We start from the raw sequence: 18,464 nt of genomic DNA, 5'->3' as shown, positions 1-18,464 counted from the left end.
AAAATCCTCCGCCGGTGGCAGCCGCTCACGGCACATTCCCGCAGACCCGAAGATGCTGAAGATCTACAACTCGCTGACCAGAGACAAGCAGGAATTCGTCCCCATCGTACCCGGCGAGGTACGGATGTACGTTTGCGGCATGACCGTCTATGACTACTGTCACCTCGGTCACGCACGTGTCCTGGTGGTCTTCGACATCGTGCAGCGCTGGCTGCGGGCGAGCGGACTGCAGGTCTGCTACGTGCGCAACATCACCGACATCGACGACAAGATCATCCGCCGGGCAACGGAGAACGGCGAAACCATCGGCGAGCTGACCGACCGCTTCATCCGTTTCATGGATGAGGATGCGGCGGCGCTCGGCGTCGCCAAGCCGGACCATGAACCGCGCGCGACGGCCTACGTGCCACAGATGCTGAGCCTGATCCGGCGACTCGAGGAGAACGGCCTGGCCTATCGTGCGGCTGCCGGCGACGTCAATTTCTCGGTGCGTCGGTTTCCCGGTTACGGCAAGCTCTCGGGCAAGTCGCTCGACGACCTGCGAGCCGGGGAGCGTGTCGACATCGACAGTGCGAAGGAAGACCCGCTCGACTTCGTGCTCTGGAAGCACGCCCGTGAGGGCGAACCCGCCTGGGCTTCACCGTGGGGGAACGGCCGCCCGGGATGGCACATCGAGTGTTCGGCGATGAGTTCGGACCTGCTCGGGGCACACTTCGACATCCACGGTGGCGGCCAGGATCTGCAGTTCCCGCATCACGAGAACGAGATCGCCCAGTCCGAGGGGGCGCACGGCTGCCGCTTCGTCAACTACTGGATGCACAACGGTTTCGTCCGCGTCGATGACGAGAAGATGTCGAAGTCGCTCGGCAACTTCTTCACCATCCGCGAAATCCTGCGCCAGTACGACGCCGAGGTCCTGCGCTTCTTCATCCTGCGGGCGCACTATCGCAGCCCGCTGAACTACTCCGACGCGCACCTCGACGACGCGCGGCACGCGTTGAGCAGACTGTATACCGCGCTCAGGGCGGTGCCGGCGGCAGCGGCGACTGCAATCGACTGGAACGAGCCGCACGCACAGCGTTTTGCTGCGGCGATGAACGACGACTTCAACACGCCGGAAGCCTGCGCCGTCCTCTTCGACCTCGCCGCCGAAGTGAATCGCAGCAGGTCCGCCCTTGCCGCGTCCCGGTTGCGCACACTGGCCGGACTGCTGGGGCTGCTCGGACGCGAACCACAGGATTTCCTGCAGGCGGCCCCGGCACGCGGCAGCGAGGTCTCGGGAGAAGAGATCGAGACGCTGATCGGCGAACGTACGGCTGCCAAGAAGCGCCGCGACTTCGCCGAGGCGGACCGCATACGCGCCGAACTGCTGGCTGCCGGAATCATCCTCGAGGATGGCGCCAAGGGAACGAGCTGGCGTCGCGCCTGATCCACGGCCAGGGCGCATACACCCCGGCCCCGTCAGCGCCGGCTGTCCGACAGGCTGCCAGGCCTCAACTGACGACAGGAACCCATGGCCCTCAAGAAATCCCAGCTCTACAGCAAGCTCTGGCAGTCGTGCGACGAGCTGCGCGGCGGCATGGATGCCAGCCAGTACACACCCCGGACGCCCGCGACATCCTCAGCGTGCGGACGCGCCGTGCGTCAGCGCAGCACCCGCCCGCCACTGCCAATGACCGTCAGGTCGACGAACCGTGAGCCGGCGCGGTCATTCGGCGAAAAACTCACCCGGTAGCCGCCGAGGTCGTGATTCTGCATGTTCTCGAGCGCGGCCACCAGCTTCTCGCGCGTCGGTTCCTTGCCCGCCTTGCGCAACGCCTCGACGAGCACTTTTGCCATGGCGTAGGCTTCGATCCCGTAATAGGAGGGCTTCGCCTGCTTGCCAAGCAGTCTGTGGTACTCGCGCACGATCGGCAGGGTGTCGTTCCACGGATAGGGCATGACCTGCGAAATGCCGATGCCACGTGCCTCGTCCGCCAGTTCCTGCACGAGCAGATCGGCGCCCACCGGAGACAGGGTCATGAACTGCGGATTCTGTCTTGCCTTTCTCATCTCGCGTACGAAGGCGGCGCTGGCCTTGTACAGCGTCACCATGATCACCGCCTGTGGATTGGCCTTGGCGATGGTCTGTACGGCACCGCTGACATCGACGGAATTGCGCTCCACCGTGGCCACTGCCACCGGCACCTGATTGTGCTTCCTGAGCGCTGCCAGGACGCCCTCGAGCCCCGACTTCCCGAAGCCGTCGTTCTGATAGAAGACGGCGATGTTCTTGAAACCGAGCGAGGCGAGCTGGTTGACGATCGCCTCGGTCTCGTCGGCGTAGCTCGCGCGGACGTTGAACATGTAGCGATTGGCGGGATGATCGCGTGGCGAGTGGCGCAGCGAGTCGGCGCCTGAGATCGTCCCCACCAGCGGCACCCTGGCGACACCGAAGACCTCGTTCATCGCCGCCGTCGTCGGACTCGATCCGTAGAACGCCAACAGCGCGAAAACCTGCTCCTGCGCGATCAGCGTCCTTGTGTTGGCGACCGTGCGCTCGGTTTCGTAGCCGTCATCGAGACTGCGCAGGTCGAGTCTTCTGCCATGCACGCCACCCGCGTCGTTGAGCTGACGGAAATAGGCGTTGATGACGGTTTTCATGTCCAGCCCGTAAGGTCCGCTGGGGCCCGAAAACGGTGCCGTCATGCCGATCAGGATGCTCTTGTCGGTAACTCCGACCTCGCTCGCAGCAACTCCACCGCCCCAGATCAGGGCAACCAACAACAATGCTCTGGCAAGCTTCATGCCGCCCTCCTCGCGTGGCGCGTGGGCCGCCACCGAGCTGCGACGACCTCGACCACCGAGCGAGCATGGCGAAGCCAGCTGACACGACGCTTACAAACGCCGAACCTCTGCAAACCGGTCTGCGGCGTCGCTCAACCGCTCAGTCCTGCTGCCCCGGCCTGTTCGCGAGGCGTCCTTCACAACCTCTCAGGTCGCGGCGAAGAAGTCGCGCACGCGATCCATCCACGATTTCGCGCGCGGATTGTGATGGCCAGCGTTGTCCCGGCTCGAATCCTCGAGCTCGCGCAGGAGTTCCTTCTGGCGCTCGGTGAGATGAACCGGCGTCTCGACGACCACATGGCAAAGCAGATCGCCATGCGCGTTACTGCGCACGCCCTTGATGCCCTTGCCACGCAGGCGGAACACCTTCCCCGACTGCGTCTCCGCTGGAACCCGGATCTTCGCCGCACCGTCGAGCGTCGGAATGTCGATCTCGCCGCCGAGCGCCGCGGTCGTGAAGCTGATCGGCATCTCGCAGTGCAGATCGTTCTGCTCGCGCTGAAAGACGGCGTGCGACTTGAGGTGGATCTGGACGTAGAGGTCACCGGCGGGACCGCCATTGATGCCGTGCTCACCCTCACCCGACAGGCGGATGCGATCGCCCTCGTCGACGCCGGCCGGGATTTTCACCGCCAGCGTCTTGTGCTGCTTGACCCGACCGGCGCCATGGCACACGCCACAGGGGTCGGCGATGTAGCGCCCGGTACCATGACACTTCGGACAGGTCTGCTGGATCGAGAAGAATCCCTGCTGCAGGCGAACTTGGCCGCTGCCCTGACAAGTCGGGCAGGTCTTCGGCTGCGTTCCGGCCTTGGCGCCACTGCCGTGGCAGGCTTCGCAGACTTCCATGGTCGGGATGCGAATCTTGGTTTCCGTCCCGAAGGCCGCCTGCTCGAGGCTGATCTCGAGGTTGTAGCGCAGGTCGGCACCGCGATAGACGCTCGAGCGCCCACCGCCACCGCGTCGCCCGCCGAAGATCTCGTCGAAGATGCCACCGAAGGCGTCCGAGAAACCGCCGGGACCCGCAGCGCCCATCCCTGCCTGAGGGTCCACTCCGGCGTGTCCGTACTGGTCGTACGCCGCCCGCTTGTCGGGTTCGGAGAGGATCTCGTAGGCCTCCTTGACTTCCTTGAAGTGCTCCTCCGCCCTGGGATTGTCCGGATTGCGATCCGGGTGGTACTTCATCGCCAGTTTGCGGTAGGCCTTCTTGATGTCCTCATCGGCAGCGTCACGGTTGACGCCCAGAATGTCGTAATAGTCGCGTTTTGCCATCGGTTCGTGAGCACGTTGGGGGGACGAAGGGAGGCGCGGTCATGCGCCCCCCTCCAGGCAACAGCTTACTTCTTGTCCTTGACTTCGGTGAACTCGGCATCGACGACGTCGCTGTCGTCTTTCCTCGCTTCGCCGGTCGAACCTCCGGCGCCACCCGCACCAGCGGCTCCCGGCGCGTGCTCCTGCTGCTTGCCGTACATCTTCTCCCCGAGCTTCTGGGCGGCCGTCCCCAGGACCTCGCTCTTCGCCCGGATGGCATCGATGTCGTTGCCACGAATGGCCTCTTCCGCGTCCTTCACGGCTTTCTCTATCGACGCCTTCTCGCTGTCGGCGAGTTCCTTGCCATACTCGGCAAGTGACTTCTTCACCGTATGGATCATGGCATCGCACTGGTTGCGCGCCTCCGCCAGTTCATGCGCCTTGCGGTCTTCTTCGGCATGTACTTCGGCATCACGCACCATGCGCTGCACTTCATCTTCGCTGAGTCCGGAAGACGCTTGAATCTTGATCTTGTTTTCCTTGCCGGTCGCTTTGTCCTTTGCCGATACATGCAGGATGCCGTTGGCGTCGATATCGAAGGTGACCTCGATCTGCGGCATGCCGCGCGGTGCCGGCGGAATGTCCGACAGGTTGAACTGGCCAAGACTCTTGTTGCCGCCGGCCATCTCGCGCTCGCCCTGCAGCACGTGGATGGTGACCGCCGACTGGTTGTCGTCGGCGGTCGAGAAGACCTGGGTCGCCTTCGTCGGAATCGTCGTGTTCTTCTTGATCAGCTTGGTCATCACGCCACCGAGCGTCTCGATCCCGAGCGACAGCGGCGTCACATCGAGCAGCAACACGTCCTTGACCTCACCCTGCAGGACACCGCCCTGGATCGCCGCACCGACGGCGACCGCCTCGTCGGCGTTGACGTCGCGCCTTGGCTCGCGGCCAAAGAACTCCTTGACCTTCTCCTGCACCTTCGGCATGCGCGTCTGGCCGCCAACCAGGATGACGTCGTTGATGTCGCCAATGCGGCAGCCGGCATCCTTCAGCGCGATGCGGCAGGGCTCGATGGTCCGTTCGACGAGATCATCGACCAAAGACTCGAACTTGGCGCGCGTGATCTTCTGCGTCAAGTGCTTCGGCCCGGAGGCATCGGCGGTGATGTACGGCAGGTTGATTTCGGTCTGCTGGCCCGACGACAACTCGATCTTGGCCTTTTCCGCTGCATCCTTCAGACGCTGCAGCGCCAGCACGTCCGCTTTCAGGTTGACGCCCGCCTCTTTCTTGAACTCCTCGATGATGTAGTCGATCAGCCTCTGATCGAAGTCCTCGCCACCGAGGAAGGTATCGCCGTTGGTCGACAGCACTTCGAACTGGTGCTCGCCCTCGACCTCGGCAATCTCGATGATCGAGATGTCGAACGTACCGCCGCCGAGATCATAGACGGCGATTTTCTTGTCGCCCTGCTTCTTGTCCAGACCGAAAGCCAGGGCAGCCGCCGTCGGCTCGTTGATGATCCGCTTCACCTCGAGACCGGCGATCCGGCCGGCGTCCTTGGTGGCCTGCCGCTGGCTGTCGTTGAAGTATGCGGGAACGGTGATCACTGCCTCGCTGACTTCCTCGCCGAGGTAATCCTCGGCCGTCTTCTTCATCTTGCGCAACACCTCCGCCGACACCTGCGGCGGGGCGATCTTCTTGCCGCGCACCTCCACCCAGGCATCGCCGTTGTCGGCCTTGAGGATGCGGAACGGCATCAGCGAGATGTCCTTCTGCACCTCCTTTTCCTCGAAGCGCCGACCGATCAACCGTTTGATCGCATAGAGCGTGTTCTTCGGGTTGGTTACCGCCTGCCGCTTGGCAGGGGCACCGCAAAGCACCTCGTCGTCTTCGGCGTAGGCGACGATCGACGGTGTCGTGCGCGCGCCTTCGGAGTTTTCAATCACCTTCGGCTTGCCGTTTTCCATCACGGCGACGCAGGAGTTGGTCGTCCCGAGATCGATGCCGATGATTTTTCCCATTCTTGAATCCTTTCAATATTGCTCGTGTTGCCAGATTGCACCGTCGCCCGCAGACGCAATGCCCGGAATGATCCCTCAAATGGGGGTCAGGCAGCGTATTTCAAGACGCCGCCTTGGCGACGATGACCAGCGCCGGTCGCAGCACGCGCTCGGCGAGCAGGTAGCCCTTTTGCAGAACGGTGACGACCGTGTTGGCTTCCTGAGCAGACTCGACGACACTGATGGCCTGATGCCGGTTCGGGTCGAACTTCTCGCCGACGGGGTTGATCTCGGTCAACGCTGATTTCTCGAATGCCGCCACGAGCTGTTTCAGGGTCAGCTCAGTGCCCGCGCGCAGGCTCTCGGCGGTCGCCGCTTCAGTCGCCAGAGCCGCCTCGAGACTGTCCTTCACCGGCAACAACTCGCGGGCGAAGCGATCGACCGCGAACCTCGCCGCCTTGGCGATGTCCTCCTGCGCCCGCCGGCGCACGTTCTCGGTTTCGGCCTTGGCACGCAGCCACAGATCCTGGTATTCGTCGGCCTTCAGGCGCGCCTGCTGCAGTTCCTCCCGCATCGTGGCGCCACTTTCCTCAGCCAGCGGCTGCTCGGCGATGGGCATCTCGCCGCTGGCGGGCGGCTCCGCCGCAGTGTCGGCTGCGGCAACAACTGCTGGTTCCTGAGGTGCTGAATCGTTGCTTTGCATGGATGATGGTCTCCGGAAAAACGAATCTGTATTTGGGGGGGCGCCGCCGGATTTCAAGTCCCTTGACGAAGCACGCCGGTGACCACATGCAATCGGCCCGCATTTTTTTGCTGCACGAACAGCTTCTGCTGCTAGCATTCCTCCTTTGTCGGTCGTAGCTGGAATCGGGCTCCGCATGCTGCAGAAAATCGGAAGATACGAAGTCATTCGCTCTCTCGGCAAGGGAGCGACTGCCGTCGTCTACTTGGCGCGCGATCCCCGTCTCGACCGTCAGGTCGCCATCAAGCTGATCCGCTTCGATGAAGACAACGCGGCCATGTCGAGGCGTCTGCGCAAGCTGTTCCAGACCGAGGATTCGATCGCTCGCCGGCTCAATCACCCGAACATCGTCAAGATCTTCGATGCGGTGATCGAGCCTGATCAGGCCTATCTGGTGATGGAATACGTCGACGGGGTCGCGCTGGACCAGTTCTGCAAGATCAACAGACTGCTGCCGATGCACCGGGTGATCGGCATCATCTTCAAGTGCTGTCTCGCCCTCGACCATGCGCTTCACCAAGGGGTGGTGCATCGCGACATCAAACCGGCAAACATCCTGATCGACGCCAACGACAATCCGAAGATCACCGATTTCGGGCTCGGCCTCAATCTCCTGAAGGACATGGGACGCGACTCGACCTTCGTCATGGGTGTCGGCTCGCCAGCCTACATGTCGCCGGAGCAGGTCAAGAACTACCCGCTCAACCACAAGACCGACCTCTACTCGCTCGGCGTCCTGCTCTTCCAGCTGCTGACGGGGCGCCTGCCCTTTCGCGCCAACAATCCGGCGACACTGGTGTACAAGATCGTCAATATGGACGCCCCGTCGGTCTGTGCGCTGAACCCGAATCTGCCGCCTGGCCTCGATCCGATCATTCGCAAGGCACTCGAGAAGGACCTGTACAGCCGCTATCGCAACGGCGCCGAGTTCGCCAAGGATCTATCGGCGGTGCGTTACCAGATGCAGGAAGAGGATCAGACGCAACAGGATCTGGCGCACTTCGATCGCTTGCGCAAGGTCGATTTCTTCGCCGAGTTTGAAGACATCGAGTTGTGGGAGGTGCTGCGGATCAGCGTCTGGCGCGAAGTCTCGGAAAAGGTGACCCTGATTCGCGAAGGCGACACCCATCGCAAGTTCGGCATCATCGTCGACGGTTTCGTCGAGGTTTCCGCCAACGGCCGGGTCATCTGCCGCCTCGGCCCGGGTGAGGTCGTCGGCGAGATGGCTTTTCTGCACCCGACCGACGACCGTCGCCAGGCAACGGTGGTCACCCTCGAAGTGACCCGCTTCCTGGAAGTCAACAGCTCGGCCCTGGGCCTGAGTTCGGACGAAGTGCGCGAACGCTTCAACAAGGTGCTTCTCGTCAAGCTTCTCGGGCGCCTGCGAGAGGCCAACAAGGTTCTGGCCAAACTGGGCCAGACGGCAGTCCAGGGCAGCACTTCCAGCTACGCCGGCGGCTCGCCGCCGCTCGAGCTGCTCTGAGGGAAAGCTTCTCCATGCCCGATCTCGCCTCGCCCGCCTTCTGGATTTCCGTCCTGCAGATCATCGCCATCGACATCCTGCTCGGCGGCGACAATGCGGTGGTCATTGCACTGGCCTGCCGCCGGTTGCCCGCGACGCAACGCAACAAGGGGATCTTCTGGGGCGTATTCGGCGCCATCGCCCTGCGCGTCATCCTGATCTATTTCGCGCTGCAGCTGCTCGCCGTCCCCTACCTGAAGATGGTCGGCGGCTTGCTGCTGTTCTGGATCGGCATCAAGCTGATCCTGCCCGAGCATGAGGAAGCACACGGCAACGTGCAGGGAAGCAGCACGCTGCTCGGAGCGATCCGGACGATCATCGTCGCCGACGCCGTCATGAGCGTAGACAACGTCATCGCCGTCGCCGGCGCAGCACACGGATCGATCGTCCTCGTCGTCTTTGGCATTGCGGTATCGATCCCGATCGTCGTCTGGGGCAGCAAACTGGTGCTCGCGCTGATGGATCGTTTTCCCATCGTCATCACCGCCGGCGGCGCCCTGCTCGGCTGGATCGGCGGCGGCATGCTGCTGACCGACCCGGCACTGCCCGCCGCGTGGCGGGAGTTCGTCCCGCACAGCCACTATATCGCATCCGGCTTCGGCGCCCTGCTGGTGGTCGCGCTCGGCAAGTGGCAGGCTTCGCGCCAGACCGCCCGCGCCAACGAGGTGTCGCCGGCTGCCGGCAGGTCGCAAGTCCTGCAACCAGGAGATCCGAAATGAACCCGAGATGGTTGCTTCCCGTCGATGGCTCGCTGCCCGCGTTGCGGGCAGTCGACCATGTCATCGCCGAGGCGCTCGCGACGCCGCTGGAACCGGAAGTCCTGCTGCTGAACGTGCAGCACCCGCTGCCTTCGGATATCAGCCGCTTCGTCCGCACGGACGTCGTCCATGACTATCATCGCGAGACGGGTGACGCCGCTCTCGCCTCGGCGCGCGCCCGGCTCCACGCAGCCGGAATCGGCCACGGTGAGCACGTCATGGTCGGTGAGATCGCACCGACGATCGTCGATTTCGCGCGCGAGCACGACTGCAGCCTGATCATCATGGGAGCGCGCGGCCTCGGCAGCGTGTCCGGCCTGCTGCTCGGATCGGTGACGCAACGTGTCATCCATCTCACCGACCTGCCGGTGGTCGTGGTCAAGTAGTTCGCGGCAGCGCTACCGGGTCGCCAACCGGCTCAGAGGACGTAGCGGGAGAGGTCCTCGTTCTGTGCGAGTTCGACCAGGCGATGGTCGACGTACGCGGCGTCGATCGTGAGGCGCTCGCCCGGTCCCTTGCCGGCGGTGAATGAAATCTCCTCGAGCAGGCGCTCCATCACCGTGTACAGGCGGCGAGCGCCGATGTTCTCCGTCCGCTCGTTGACCGACCAGGCAATCTCGGCCAGGCGCCTGATGCCTTCGGCAGAAAACTCGAGCGCCACCCCTTCGGTGGCCAGCAGCGCCTGGTACTGCTTGGTCAGGCAGGCATCCGTCTGCGTCAGGATGCACTCGAAGTCGGCAACCGACAACGACTCCAGCTCAACGCGAATCGGCAACCTGCCCTGCAGTTCGGGGATCAGATCCGAGGGCTTGGCAAGATGGAAAGCGCCGCTGGCAATGAACAGGATGTGGTCGGTGCGGATCATCCCGTACTTGGTCGATACCGTCGTCCCTTCGACCAGCGGCAACAGGTCACGCTGCACGCCCTGGCGCGAAACGTCCACGCCGTGCGTATCGCTGCGCGAAGCGATCTTGTCGATCTCGTCGAGAAAGACGATGCCGTTCTGCTCGACGTTGCGCACCGCGTCGAGCTTGACTTCCTCATCATTGACCAGTCTGGCCGCTTCCTCGTCGATCAATAGCCGGCGCGCCTCGCAAATCTTGAGCTTGCGCGATTTCCTCCGGCCACCGCCGATGTTCTGGAACATCCCCTGGATTTGCGCCGTCAGTTCCTCCATTCCGGGCGGAGCGAAGATCTCCGCCTGCATCGATGGCGCAGCGACATCGACCTCGACCTCCTTCTCGTCGAGTTCGCCCTCACGCAGCTTCTTGCGAAACTTCTGGCGCGTCGCCCCCTCCTCGCCGCCTGCCTGCCCGTCATTGTAGAAACCGGCGCGTGCCGGCGGCAGCAATGCGTCGAGAAGGCGCTCCTCGGCAGCATCCTCGGCACGCAGCCTGACGCCCTTCATCGCCCTTTCGCGACCGCTCTTGACGGCGATCTCGACGAGGTCGCGGATGATGGTTTCGACATCGCGACCAACGTAGCCGACTTCAGTGAACTTGGTCGCCTCGACCTTGATGAACGGCGCGCTCGCCAGCCGTGCGAGACGGCGAGCGATCTCGGTCTTGCCGACGCCGGTCGGACCGATCATCAGGATGTTCTTCGGCGTGATCTCCTGCCGCAGCGGATCGGCCACCTGCGCTCGCCGCCAGCGGTTGCGCAGGGCGATGGCCACTGCCTTCTTCGCTTTCCCCTGACCGACGATGTGCTTGTCGAGCTCGTGAACGATTTCCTGCGGCGTCATCGACGACATGCTCACTCCAGCACTTCGATGGTGAAATTCTGATTGGTGTAGATGCACAGATCGCCAGCGATCTGCAGCGACTTGCGCACCACTTCCGTCGCCGTGAGCGAACTGTTCTCCACCAGCGCCCTCGCCGCCGAATGAGCGAATGCGCCACCCGAACCAATGGCGACGATACCGTACTCCGGTTCAAGCACATCGCCATTGCCGGTGATGATCAGCGACGCCTCGCGGCTCGCTACCGCCAGCATCGCGTCCAGTCGGCGCAGTGCCCGGTCGCTCCGCCAGTCCTTCGCGAGTTCCACCGCCGAACGTAGCAGGTTGCCCTGATGCTTGTCCAGCTTCGCCTCGAAGCGTTCGAACAGGGTGAAGGCGTCGGCGGTTCCGCCGGCAAAGCCGGCAAGGATCTTACCCTGGTGGATGCGGCGAACCTTGCGCGCGCTCGCCTTGACGACGATGTTGCCGAGCGTCACCTGCCCGTCACCGCCCATGGCCACACTCTCGCCGCGGCGCACCGACAGGATCGTCGTACCGTGGTACTGGTCCATATGCTGCTCTCCTCCGGGAGATTCTAGTTCCGTGCGAGAACGACCTCCGCCACGGCCCGGAGGCCGACGACACGGAACAACTCGGCCACCAGGTGATTCGGGTGGCGAAAGACGATCTGCCGGCCGCTTCCCTTGATCGTCGTCAACACGTTGAGCAGGGCACCGGCGCTGAGAAAGTCCATTCGCGTCACCCGCGAACAGTCGATCAACACCGGATCGTTCGCCGCCGAGTAAGCCAGCAGGTCACCGAAACGCGACGACTTGACCTCGCCCTTGATGACGTAAGCCTCGGCCATCAAATCTTCGGTTGCCGCCAGAACGAGGGGCCCGGGGCCGCTCGCCGCCACGCGTTGTGGTTCCCAAGAAGGCGGCGAAATCTCGAAGTTCACCGCGTACTGAATGGCCAAATCCTCGAACACATCGATTCGATCATACAACTGGCAGAACTCCAGCTTCAGCAGCCAGCAGGCGCGGTCACTCTGTTGACCGGCAACGACGCGACTGTCCAGCAGGCCAGCGACGCGGTCACGGTTGAGCAGTTCGACCTCGCGCTGGCTCTTGTGCGCCTGTTGCAGCAGTCCGAGAAGGCGCTCGCAACCCGCGTCGTCCAGCTGACGGACCTTGCCCAGATCGAGCCGCAGGTGCTGGTTGGCCGCAAGCGCCTGCCGCACGGCAGCGAATCCGGCCTCGTTGTCGCCCGTCAACTCACCCTTGAACAGGATGGTACCCGCCTTGATCAAGACCGGCGCGCGACGAACGGTCTCCTGCCAGCCTGGCGGTGATTTCTCGAAGACTTGTGCGTACTCGATGCCGAGTGCCTCGAACGGGCCCTTGTCGCCGCCAACGCGGAAGAGGTCGAAAAGCATCAGCCAAAGGCGCTCGCCGGCGCCACTGCGATACTGGCGCGTCGCATTTTCGAGTCGTGAGCGCACGGCGGCATCCTGCCCATTCGCGTAGAGCATCGCGGCTTCTTCCGCTTCGGCGTCGACCGGGTCAAGGTCGACCTCCGGCTGAAAGTTGGGCTCCATCACGCTGAACACGAACTCGCTCAGGTCGAGTGGCGGCGCATCGCTCTTGGCGACCGGCGTCGTAAACGGCAGCTCGGCCCGGTTCAAACCCACCGGACCTGTCGGCGCATGCCGCGGCCTTTCCTCCGGCAAACCATCGCCAACACGGCCGCGTTCCTCGCTGGCTCGCGGCGTGGCGGGTTGCCGGACGCCCATCTTCCTCTCCGGCTGCTTCTTGAAGAACGAGAAAACCATGGCTGGCAAAAAGCGGCTGATCCCGTGGCGACAAAGCGATCTTGTAACACATCGTTTCGCGGACTGCAATTTCAATCCGCAGCATCGAGCGGCTGGTCGCGGTCCGTCGGCTGCCCCGGGGCATTGGTCGGGGCTGCCACGTGTTGCGGAGCAGCCGGGCATGGGTCTGAAGCCCGCTGCGGTGCCGTGTCGACATGTTGCGGCTTTGGTTGATGCCGACTTCTTGCTAGAATCCGACGCTCGCGCGACAGCCATCCGCTGCCTGGCCAGGAAGACATCCCCTATGCACCCGATCTTGCCAAGGCTCTTGCCGGCGACAATGCCGGCAATGCTCCTCGTCCTGCTCTTCGCCTTCAGCCTGCCGAGCGCCGTCGCCAACGAGCTGGCCGAAGCCCAGCGCCTGTTGCAGCAGGGCCAGGCCGAACAGGCGCTGGCGAAGGTCGACGCCTACGTCGCGGGCAAGCCGCGAGAGCTGCAGGGGCGCTTCCTCAAGGGACTGATCCTGATGGAGATGAATCGTCCGAACGATGCCATCACCGTGTTCACGCAGATCAGCGACGACTACCCCGAATTGCCCGAGCCCTACAATAACCTCGCCGTCCTCTACGCCCGGCAAGAGCAGCTCGAGCGGGCGCGCGCGCTGCTGGAGATGTCGATCCGGACCCACCCCGGCTACGCGCTGGCGCGCGAGAACCTTGGTGACGTCCTGCTGCGACAGGCCAGCCAGTCCTACGATGAAGCGCTGCGGCTCGACCCGGCCAACAAGGCGGTGCAGGCCAAGCAGGCCCGCCTGCGTGAATTGAAGGTCGCGCCGTCGCCCGGCGCCGTCCGCTGAGGGCCGCGCAGCAGCCTGGCCGCGTCACCGATGATCGGCGGAAAGACCGCACCAGTGAGCTTCCGCCTGCCACCATGGCAGGCTCACCGCCACGGCGCCTGCTGATGACGGGTTTGCGCCAAACGGCCAGCACACCGGCAGTCGGATCGGCGCGCGATGCGCGTCGCTGACGCTGCCCCAGCCTCATTGCCGAAAACGCGCATGTCAGCCCCCCTGCTCCGCCGCCTGTTCGTCGTCCTCCTGCTCGCGGCGCTGCTCGCCGCCGGCGTCTGGTGGCTGGACCGGCCGCAGGCGGTGGCTGTCGTACTGCGCGAGATCGACCGCGGAGTGGTCGAGTCCACCATCTCCAACACGCGCGCAGGAACGGTGGAGGCCTGCCAGCGCACCCGCCTGTCGACCATCAGTGGCGGCCGGATTGAAATCCTGGCGGTGAAGGAAGGAGACCGTGTGCGCCAAGGCCAGCTGCTGATGAAGCTCTGGAACGACGACCAGCAGGCGCAGAGCGCCTGGCATCTCAGCCAGGTCGCGACCGCCCGGCAGCGCGTCGACGAGGCCTGCGTCGTCGCCGCCAACGCCGAGCGCGAAGCGACCCGGCAGGCGGCGCTGCGAGCGCGGGGTTTCGTCTCCGGAGCGAGCGAGGAAAAGGCGCGCAGCGAGGCCCTGGCCCGGCAGGCCGGCTGCCAGGCGGCCAGGGCCGACCTCAAGCAGGCGGAAGCGCGGGTCCGGCTGAGCCAGGTCGAGCAGGGAAGGACTGTCCTCTACGCACCTTTCGCCGGCACCATCGCCAAGATTGTCGGCGAGGTCGGCGAGTACTCGACGCCCTCGCCACCCGGCGTGCCGACGCCGCCGGCGATCGACCTGATCGACGACTCCTGCCTCTACATCAAGGCGCCGATGGATGAGGTAGACGCGCCGAAGATCAGCACCGGACAGCCGGTGCGGATCAGCCTGGACGCCCTGCCCGGGCGCTCGTTCCCGGGAACGGTGCGGCGTGTCGCGCCCTACGTTTCGGCAGTCGAGAAGCAGGCACGCACCGTCGACATCGAGGCGACGTTCGACGACCCGGCCGCTGCGGGCAGACTGCTGGTGGGCTACAGCGCCGACGTCGAGGTGGTCCTGGCGGTCCGCGACGCGGTCCTGCGCGTTCCCACCTCGGCACTGCTCGAAGGCAATCGGGTACTGGTCGCACAGGCCGACGGCCTGCTCGCCGAGCGCCGCATCAGGACCGGCCTCGCCAACTGGGAGTACACCGAGGTCAGCGAAGGACTGCAGGCAGGCGAACGGGTCGTCAGCTCGCTCGAGCGGGCGGGTGTCAAGGCGGGCGTGCCGTACCTCGCCGAGCGTGCCGCCGCCGCGGGCGGGAAGTGAGCGATGGGCGCCCCACTGATCGAGCTGTCGGCCATCGAAAGGGTCTTCCATCTCGGTGAAAGCCGGGTCCACGCGCTGCAGTCGATCGACCTGTGCATCAGCGGCGGCGAATATGTGTCGGTGATGGGGCCGTCCGGGTCGGGCAAGTCGACGCTGCTCAACCTGCTCGGCCTGCTCGACCGGCCGGACAGCGGCAGCTACCGCCTCGCCGGCCGTGACGTCACCACCCTCTCGGCCGACGAGCAGGCGCGCGTGCGCAGCGAGCGGATCGGCTTCGTCTTCCAGAGTTTCCACCTCGTCCCGCGCCTGACGGCGACCGAGAACATTGCCCTGCCGATGGTGCTCGCCGGCATCCCGCCAGCGCAACGTGGCGAACGCGTGCGGCAGGCGCTGCGCGACTACGGACTGGAGAACCGCGCCGACCACCGACCCGATCAGCTTTCGGGCGGACAGCGCCAGCGGGTGGCGATCGCGCGCGCAACGATCATGAAGCCGGCGCTGGTCCTCGCCGACGAGCCAACCGGCAACCTCGACCGGACGACCGGCGAGGAGGTCATGCGCCTGCTCGAGGCGCTCAACGGCACTGGCGTGACCCTGATCGTCGTCACCCATGACGGCGCCCTGGGCGCGCGCGCGCGTCGGCAACTGCTGATGGCGGACGGCACGTTGCAGCACGACCGGGCACGCAGCGTCGGCTGGCCGGGCGAAGCATGCGCGCTGCCGACCTGATCCGTTTCGCGCGCGACGCGGCAACCGGCAGCCCGCTGCGCACCAGCCTGCTGATCCTCGCCATGGCGATTGGCGTCGCTGCCGTCGTCGTCCTCACCGCGCTCGCCGACGGCGCCCGGCGCTACGTCCTCAACCAGTTCTCGGCGATCGGCAGCAACCTGGTGATCGTCCTCCCCGGCCGCTCGCAGACCGGTGGCTTCAATCCCGGCAACGCCATCACCAGCACCCCGCGCGACCTGACGATCGACGACGCGCAGGCCCTGCTCCGCGCCAGCGCCGTCCACCGGGTGGCGCCACTGGCCGTCGGCACGTCGGAGATCAGCGTCGGCGGCCGCCTGCGCGAGGTGATGGTCGCCGGGACGACGGCCGAGTTCATCGCCGTGCGCCGCCTCAGCCTCGCCCAGGGCCGCTTCCTGCCGCCAGGGGACTGGCGCCGCGGCGCGTCGGAAGCAGTCATCGGCGCGCGCATCCGTGACGAGTTGTTCGGCCGCGACGAAGCCCTCGGCCAACTCGTCCGGGTCGGCGATCGACGTGTCCGCATCGTCGGCGTCCTCGCCGCGACCGGCCAGGGACTGGGCATGAACACCGACGAACTGGTGATCGTGCCGGTGGCTCTGGCGCAGGCGATGTTCAACAGCAACACCCTCTTCCGCATCCTCGTCGAGGCCAACGGCCGCGAAGCGATCGCGCCGGCGAAGGCGCAGGTGAGCGAGATCATCAGGCTGCGCCACGAGGGCGAACAGGACGTGACGGTCATCACGCAGGATGCCGTGCTCGCCACCTTCGACCGCATCCTCGGCACGCTGACCGTCGCCGTCGCCGGCATTGCCGCGATCAGCCTGGCCGTCGCCGGCATCCTGGTGATGAACGTGATGCTCGTCTCGGTCACCCAGCGGACGGCCGAGATCGGCCTGCTGAAGGCCCTCGGCGCGACGCGCACGACGATCCGCAATGTCTTCCTCACCGAGGCAGCGATGCTCTCGCTCGCCGGCGCCCTGCTCGGCTTCGCCCTCGGGCACGCGGCTGCCGCGCTGATCCGCCAGTTGTACCCGGCTTTTCCGGCGCTGCCGCCGGATTGGGCGGTGTTCGCCGGAGTGGCCACCGCGCTCGCCACCGGCCTCGCCTTCGGCGTCCTGCCGGCGCGCCGCGCGGCGCTTCTCGATCCCGTGCAGTCGCTGGCCCGGCGCTGAGGCGAGCGACCGGGAAAGCGGGAAGCACGCGATGATCCGCAGCCAGGACATGCTCCAGTTCGCCCTGCGCGCCCTGCGCGCACACCGGCTGCGCAGCTTCCTGACCTTGCTCGGCATCGCCGTCGGCATTGCCGCGGTGATCCTGCTGACCTCGATCGGCGAGGGGATCCATCGTTTCGTCCTCGCCGAGTTCACCCAGTTCGGCACCAACGTCATCAGCGTCGCACCTGGCCGGATCAAGACCTCCGGCCCGGCGCCGACCGGCATCCCGACTTCGGTACGACCGCTGACGCTCGACGACGCACGCGCGCTCGAGCGCCTGCCACATGTGACGGGAATGACCGCCACCGTCTGGGGCAACACCGAGGTCGCCGCCAACGGCCGCCTGCGGCGAACGACGGTCAACGGCGTCGGTGCGGCGATGCTGCGGGTGTTCAGCATTGGCGTGCGCAGCGGCCAGTTCCTGCCCGCCGATGAAGCGGATTCCGCCCGCGCCTTCGTCGTCCTCGGCGCCCGGCTGAAGGAGGAACTGTTCGGGCCGGCGAATCCGCTGGGTGCAAAGTTGCGTGTCGGCGGCATGCAGTTTCGCGTCATCGGTGTCCTCGAGGCGAAGGGGCAGATCCTCGGCATCGACCTCGACGACGCCGCCTACATCCCGACCGCGCGGGCACTCGAACTGTACAACCGCGATGGCATCATGAAGATCGACCTGTCGTACGAGGAGGGCGTGCCGGCGGCCGCGGTCAGTGCACTGGTCACGGCAACGCTGAAGGCCCGCCACGGACGCGAGGATTTCACCATCACGACGCAGGAAGACATGCTGCGCACGCTGTCGAACATCCTCGATGTCCTGACCATGGCCGTCGGCGCGCTGGGCAGCATCTCGCTCCTCGTCGGTGCCGTCGGCATCGCCACGATCATGACCATCGCCGTCGCCGAGCGGACGGGAGAAATCGGCCTGCTGGTTGCCCTGGGCGCCCCGCGGCGCAGCATCCTCGGCCTCTTTCTCGGCGAGGCGGTGGCCCTCTCCGCGCTCGGTGGACTGCTCGGCCTGCTGCTCGGCATCGGCGTCGCGCAGCTTCTCCACCTGTTGCTGCCGGCACTGCCGGTACACACCCCGTTCAGTTTCGTTGCCCTGGCTGAAGCGCTGACCATCGTCATCGGACTGCTGGCGGGCGTGCTGCCGGCACGACGCGCTGCCCGCCTGAACGCCGTCGACGCCCTGCGTGCCGAGTGATTCCTTGCCCAGCAACGGTTGCCGGCAGTTGCGGCAGGATGGCGTGCTGCCGACAGCCTGCCGCATGGCGGGCCACACACCGGTCGCCGACGTCCCGCGTGCTGCCGGGTGACGCAGGCTGTCGAAAAGCTTTACAGTAGCGGACCATGTGGTCCGACACCGCACGCCACAAGGCTGCTAAATCAGGGCGCTTCGCTTGATGGTACGTTTTCTGCTTGATCCCGGAAAAGCAACAATCCGGAGTACTGCGGCAGCACGCTGCCGACAGCTTGGCCGGCCGCGCTCGCGCGGTCGGCCCTTTTCTCGCTTGGTCTTCGACGCTTTTTCACCAGAGGAGGGAGTCAGGGTGGAGGACCAGAGCAAGCCGCGAGGAGCCCGCGGGCGGCGCCCGCCGGTGTCGTCCGCGGGCACGACCGGGAAAGGTCGCTGGCGCGCCGTGCGGCAGATTC

General features: G+C 65.3%; 16 protein-coding genes and 1 pseudogene. 10 read left to right on the top strand and 7 right to left on the bottom strand.

What is annotated here, in order from left to right; genetic code table 11:
* Positions 1 to 52 precede the first annotated feature (52 nt).
* Positions 53 to 1,429 (top strand): cysteine--tRNA ligase, encoded by a 1,377-nt coding sequence (cysS, locus tag V5B60_RS11800; RefSeq protein WP_332347177.1) that lies wholly within the window; start codon positions 53 to 55, stop codon positions 1,427 to 1,429.
* 84 nt (positions 1,430 to 1,513) lie between these two features.
* Positions 1,514 to 1,597, top strand: a pseudogene (locus V5B60_RS22240) (SAM-dependent DNA methyltransferase); the annotation flags it as partial.
* 47 nt (positions 1,598 to 1,644) lie between these two features.
* On the opposite strand, the gene V5B60_RS11795 reads toward V5B60_RS22240, so the two are convergent.
* The 4 genes from V5B60_RS11795 to grpE form a co-directional block, all read right to left on the bottom strand.
* Positions 1,645 to 2,787 carry an ABC transporter substrate-binding protein gene (locus V5B60_RS11795; protein WP_332347176.1) on the bottom strand — a complete coding sequence of 381 codons (1,143 nt, stop codon included), beginning with the start codon at positions 2,785 to 2,787 and terminating at the stop codon, positions 1,645 to 1,647.
* A gap of 186 nt (positions 2,788 to 2,973) precedes the next feature.
* Positions 2,974 to 4,098 (bottom strand): molecular chaperone DnaJ, encoded by a 1,125-nt coding sequence (gene dnaJ / locus V5B60_RS11790; protein ID WP_332347175.1) that lies wholly within the window; start codon positions 4,096 to 4,098, stop codon positions 2,974 to 2,976.
* A 65-nt stretch (positions 4,099 to 4,163) separates the two neighbouring features.
* Complete coding sequence (gene dnaK, locus V5B60_RS11785; protein ID WP_332347174.1) at positions 4,164 to 6,101, bottom strand: molecular chaperone DnaK; 1,938 nt, start codon at positions 6,099 to 6,101, stop codon at positions 4,164 to 4,166.
* 100 nt (positions 6,102 to 6,201) lie between these two features.
* Positions 6,202 to 6,783, bottom strand: coding sequence for a nucleotide exchange factor GrpE (gene grpE / locus V5B60_RS11780; RefSeq protein WP_332347173.1), 582 nt, complete (start codon positions 6,781 to 6,783; stop codon positions 6,202 to 6,204).
* 175 nt (positions 6,784 to 6,958) lie between these two features.
* Here grpE and V5B60_RS11775 point away from each other — a divergent pair, with 175 nt between their 5' ends.
* From V5B60_RS11775 to V5B60_RS11765, 3 genes are read left to right on the top strand one after another with little or no spacing between them, the layout of a single operon-like run.
* Positions 6,959 to 8,305: a serine/threonine-protein kinase gene (locus tag V5B60_RS11775; protein ID WP_332347172.1), complete on the top strand. Its 1,347-nt coding sequence runs from the start codon at positions 6,959 to 6,961 to the stop codon at positions 8,303 to 8,305.
* A gap of 14 nt (positions 8,306 to 8,319) precedes the next feature.
* Entirely contained in the window at positions 8,320 to 9,063 is a 744-nt protein-coding gene (locus V5B60_RS11770; protein WP_332347171.1) for a TerC family protein, read from the top strand.
* On the top strand, positions 9,060 to 9,488 hold the full coding sequence (locus V5B60_RS11765) for a universal stress protein (RefSeq protein WP_332347170.1): 429 nt from the start codon (positions 9,060 to 9,062) through the stop codon (positions 9,486 to 9,488). Before V5B60_RS11770 ends, V5B60_RS11765 begins: the two co-directional genes overlap by 4 nt.
* Before the next feature lie 32 nt (positions 9,489 to 9,520).
* On the opposite strand, the gene hslU is transcribed toward V5B60_RS11765, so the two are convergent.
* The 3 genes from hslU to V5B60_RS11750 are packed head-to-tail and all read right to left on the bottom strand — an operon-like array spanning position 9,521 to position 12,617.
* Positions 9,521 to 10,855 (bottom strand): ATP-dependent protease ATPase subunit HslU, encoded by a 1,335-nt coding sequence (gene hslU, locus V5B60_RS11760; RefSeq protein WP_332347169.1) that lies wholly within the window; start codon positions 10,853 to 10,855, stop codon positions 9,521 to 9,523.
* A 2-nt stretch (positions 10,856 to 10,857) separates the two neighbouring features.
* Positions 10,858 to 11,394 (bottom strand): ATP-dependent protease subunit HslV, encoded by a 537-nt coding sequence (gene hslV, locus V5B60_RS11755; protein WP_332347168.1) that lies wholly within the window; start codon positions 11,392 to 11,394, stop codon positions 10,858 to 10,860.
* Between the two features lie 23 nt (positions 11,395 to 11,417).
* Positions 11,418 to 12,617 carry an STAS domain-containing protein gene (locus V5B60_RS11750; RefSeq protein WP_332347167.1) on the bottom strand — a complete coding sequence of 400 codons (1,200 nt, stop codon included), beginning with the start codon at positions 12,615 to 12,617 and terminating at the stop codon, positions 11,418 to 11,420.
* A 322-nt stretch (positions 12,618 to 12,939) separates the two neighbouring features.
* On the opposite strand from V5B60_RS11750, the gene V5B60_RS11745 reads away from it, so the two are divergent.
* The 5 genes from V5B60_RS11745 to V5B60_RS11725 all read left to right on the top strand — a co-directional run bounded on the left by V5B60_RS11745 (position 12,940) and on the right by V5B60_RS11725 (position 18,015).
* Positions 12,940 to 13,491, top strand: coding sequence for a tetratricopeptide repeat protein (locus tag V5B60_RS11745; protein ID WP_332347166.1), 552 nt, complete (start codon positions 12,940 to 12,942; stop codon positions 13,489 to 13,491).
* Between the two features lie 201 nt (positions 13,492 to 13,692).
* Positions 13,693 to 14,859, top strand: coding sequence for an efflux RND transporter periplasmic adaptor subunit (locus V5B60_RS11740; RefSeq protein ID WP_332347165.1), 1,167 nt, complete (start codon positions 13,693 to 13,695; stop codon positions 14,857 to 14,859).
* A gap of 3 nt (positions 14,860 to 14,862) precedes the next feature.
* The gene (locus V5B60_RS11735; RefSeq protein WP_332347164.1) at positions 14,863 to 15,588 is read left to right on the top strand and encodes an ABC transporter ATP-binding protein; all 726 of its coding nucleotides are present in this window, start codon (positions 14,863 to 14,865) and stop codon (positions 15,586 to 15,588) included.
* Complete coding sequence (locus tag V5B60_RS11730) at positions 15,570 to 16,778, top strand: ABC transporter permease (RefSeq protein WP_332347163.1); 1,209 nt, start codon at positions 15,570 to 15,572, stop codon at positions 16,776 to 16,778. The genes V5B60_RS11735 and V5B60_RS11730 overlap by 19 nt, the downstream gene beginning before the upstream one ends.
* Positions 16,779 to 16,809: 31 nt before the next feature.
* Positions 16,810 to 18,015, top strand: a complete 1,206-nt coding sequence (locus V5B60_RS11725) for an ABC transporter permease (RefSeq protein WP_332347162.1) — start codon at positions 16,810 to 16,812, stop codon at positions 18,013 to 18,015.
* The last annotated feature ends 449 nt before the right edge of the window (positions 18,016 to 18,464 follow it).

Origin of the sequence: Accumulibacter sp. (genome assembly GCF_036625195.1) — a bacterium.
GTDB lineage: Bacteria > Pseudomonadota > Gammaproteobacteria > Burkholderiales > Rhodocyclaceae > Accumulibacter.
This window is presented reverse-complemented; position numbering and strand designations above follow the sequence as displayed.

Excerpts from the sequence above, each read along its gene's own strand:
- cysS (WP_332347177.1), top strand. The coding sequence starts at position 53 with ATGCTGAAGATCTACAACTCGCTGACCAGAGACAAGCAGGAATTCGTC.
- V5B60_RS11795 (WP_332347176.1), bottom strand. The coding sequence starts at position 2,787 with ATGAAGCTTGCCAGAGCATTGTTGTTGGTTGCCCTGATCTGGGGCGGT.
- dnaJ (WP_332347175.1), bottom strand. The coding sequence starts at position 4,098 with ATGGCAAAACGCGACTATTACGACATTCTGGGCGTCAACCGTGACGCT.
- dnaK (WP_332347174.1), bottom strand. The coding sequence starts at position 6,101 with ATGGGAAAAATCATCGGCATCGATCTCGGGACGACCAACTCCTGCGTC.
- grpE (WP_332347173.1), bottom strand. The coding sequence starts at position 6,783 with ATGCAAAGCAACGATTCAGCACCTCAGGAACCAGCAGTTGTTGCCGCA.
- V5B60_RS11775 (WP_332347172.1), top strand. The coding sequence starts at position 6,959 with ATGCTGCAGAAAATCGGAAGATACGAAGTCATTCGCTCTCTCGGCAAG.
- V5B60_RS11770 (WP_332347171.1), top strand. The coding sequence starts at position 8,320 with ATGCCCGATCTCGCCTCGCCCGCCTTCTGGATTTCCGTCCTGCAGATC.
- V5B60_RS11765 (WP_332347170.1), top strand. The coding sequence starts at position 9,060 with ATGAACCCGAGATGGTTGCTTCCCGTCGATGGCTCGCTGCCCGCGTTG.
- hslU (WP_332347169.1), bottom strand. The coding sequence starts at position 10,855 with ATGTCGTCGATGACGCCGCAGGAAATCGTTCACGAGCTCGACAAGCAC.
- hslV (WP_332347168.1), bottom strand. The coding sequence starts at position 11,394 with ATGGACCAGTACCACGGTACGACGATCCTGTCGGTGCGCCGCGGCGAG.
- V5B60_RS11750 (WP_332347167.1), bottom strand. The coding sequence starts at position 12,617 with ATGGGCGTCCGGCAACCCGCCACGCCGCGAGCCAGCGAGGAACGCGGC.
- V5B60_RS11745 (WP_332347166.1), top strand. The coding sequence starts at position 12,940 with ATGCACCCGATCTTGCCAAGGCTCTTGCCGGCGACAATGCCGGCAATG.
- V5B60_RS11740 (WP_332347165.1), top strand. The coding sequence starts at position 13,693 with ATGTCAGCCCCCCTGCTCCGCCGCCTGTTCGTCGTCCTCCTGCTCGCG.
- V5B60_RS11735 (WP_332347164.1), top strand. The coding sequence starts at position 14,863 with ATGGGCGCCCCACTGATCGAGCTGTCGGCCATCGAAAGGGTCTTCCAT.
- V5B60_RS11730 (WP_332347163.1), top strand. The coding sequence starts at position 15,570 with ATGCGCGCTGCCGACCTGATCCGTTTCGCGCGCGACGCGGCAACCGGC.
- V5B60_RS11725 (WP_332347162.1), top strand. The coding sequence starts at position 16,810 with ATGATCCGCAGCCAGGACATGCTCCAGTTCGCCCTGCGCGCCCTGCGC.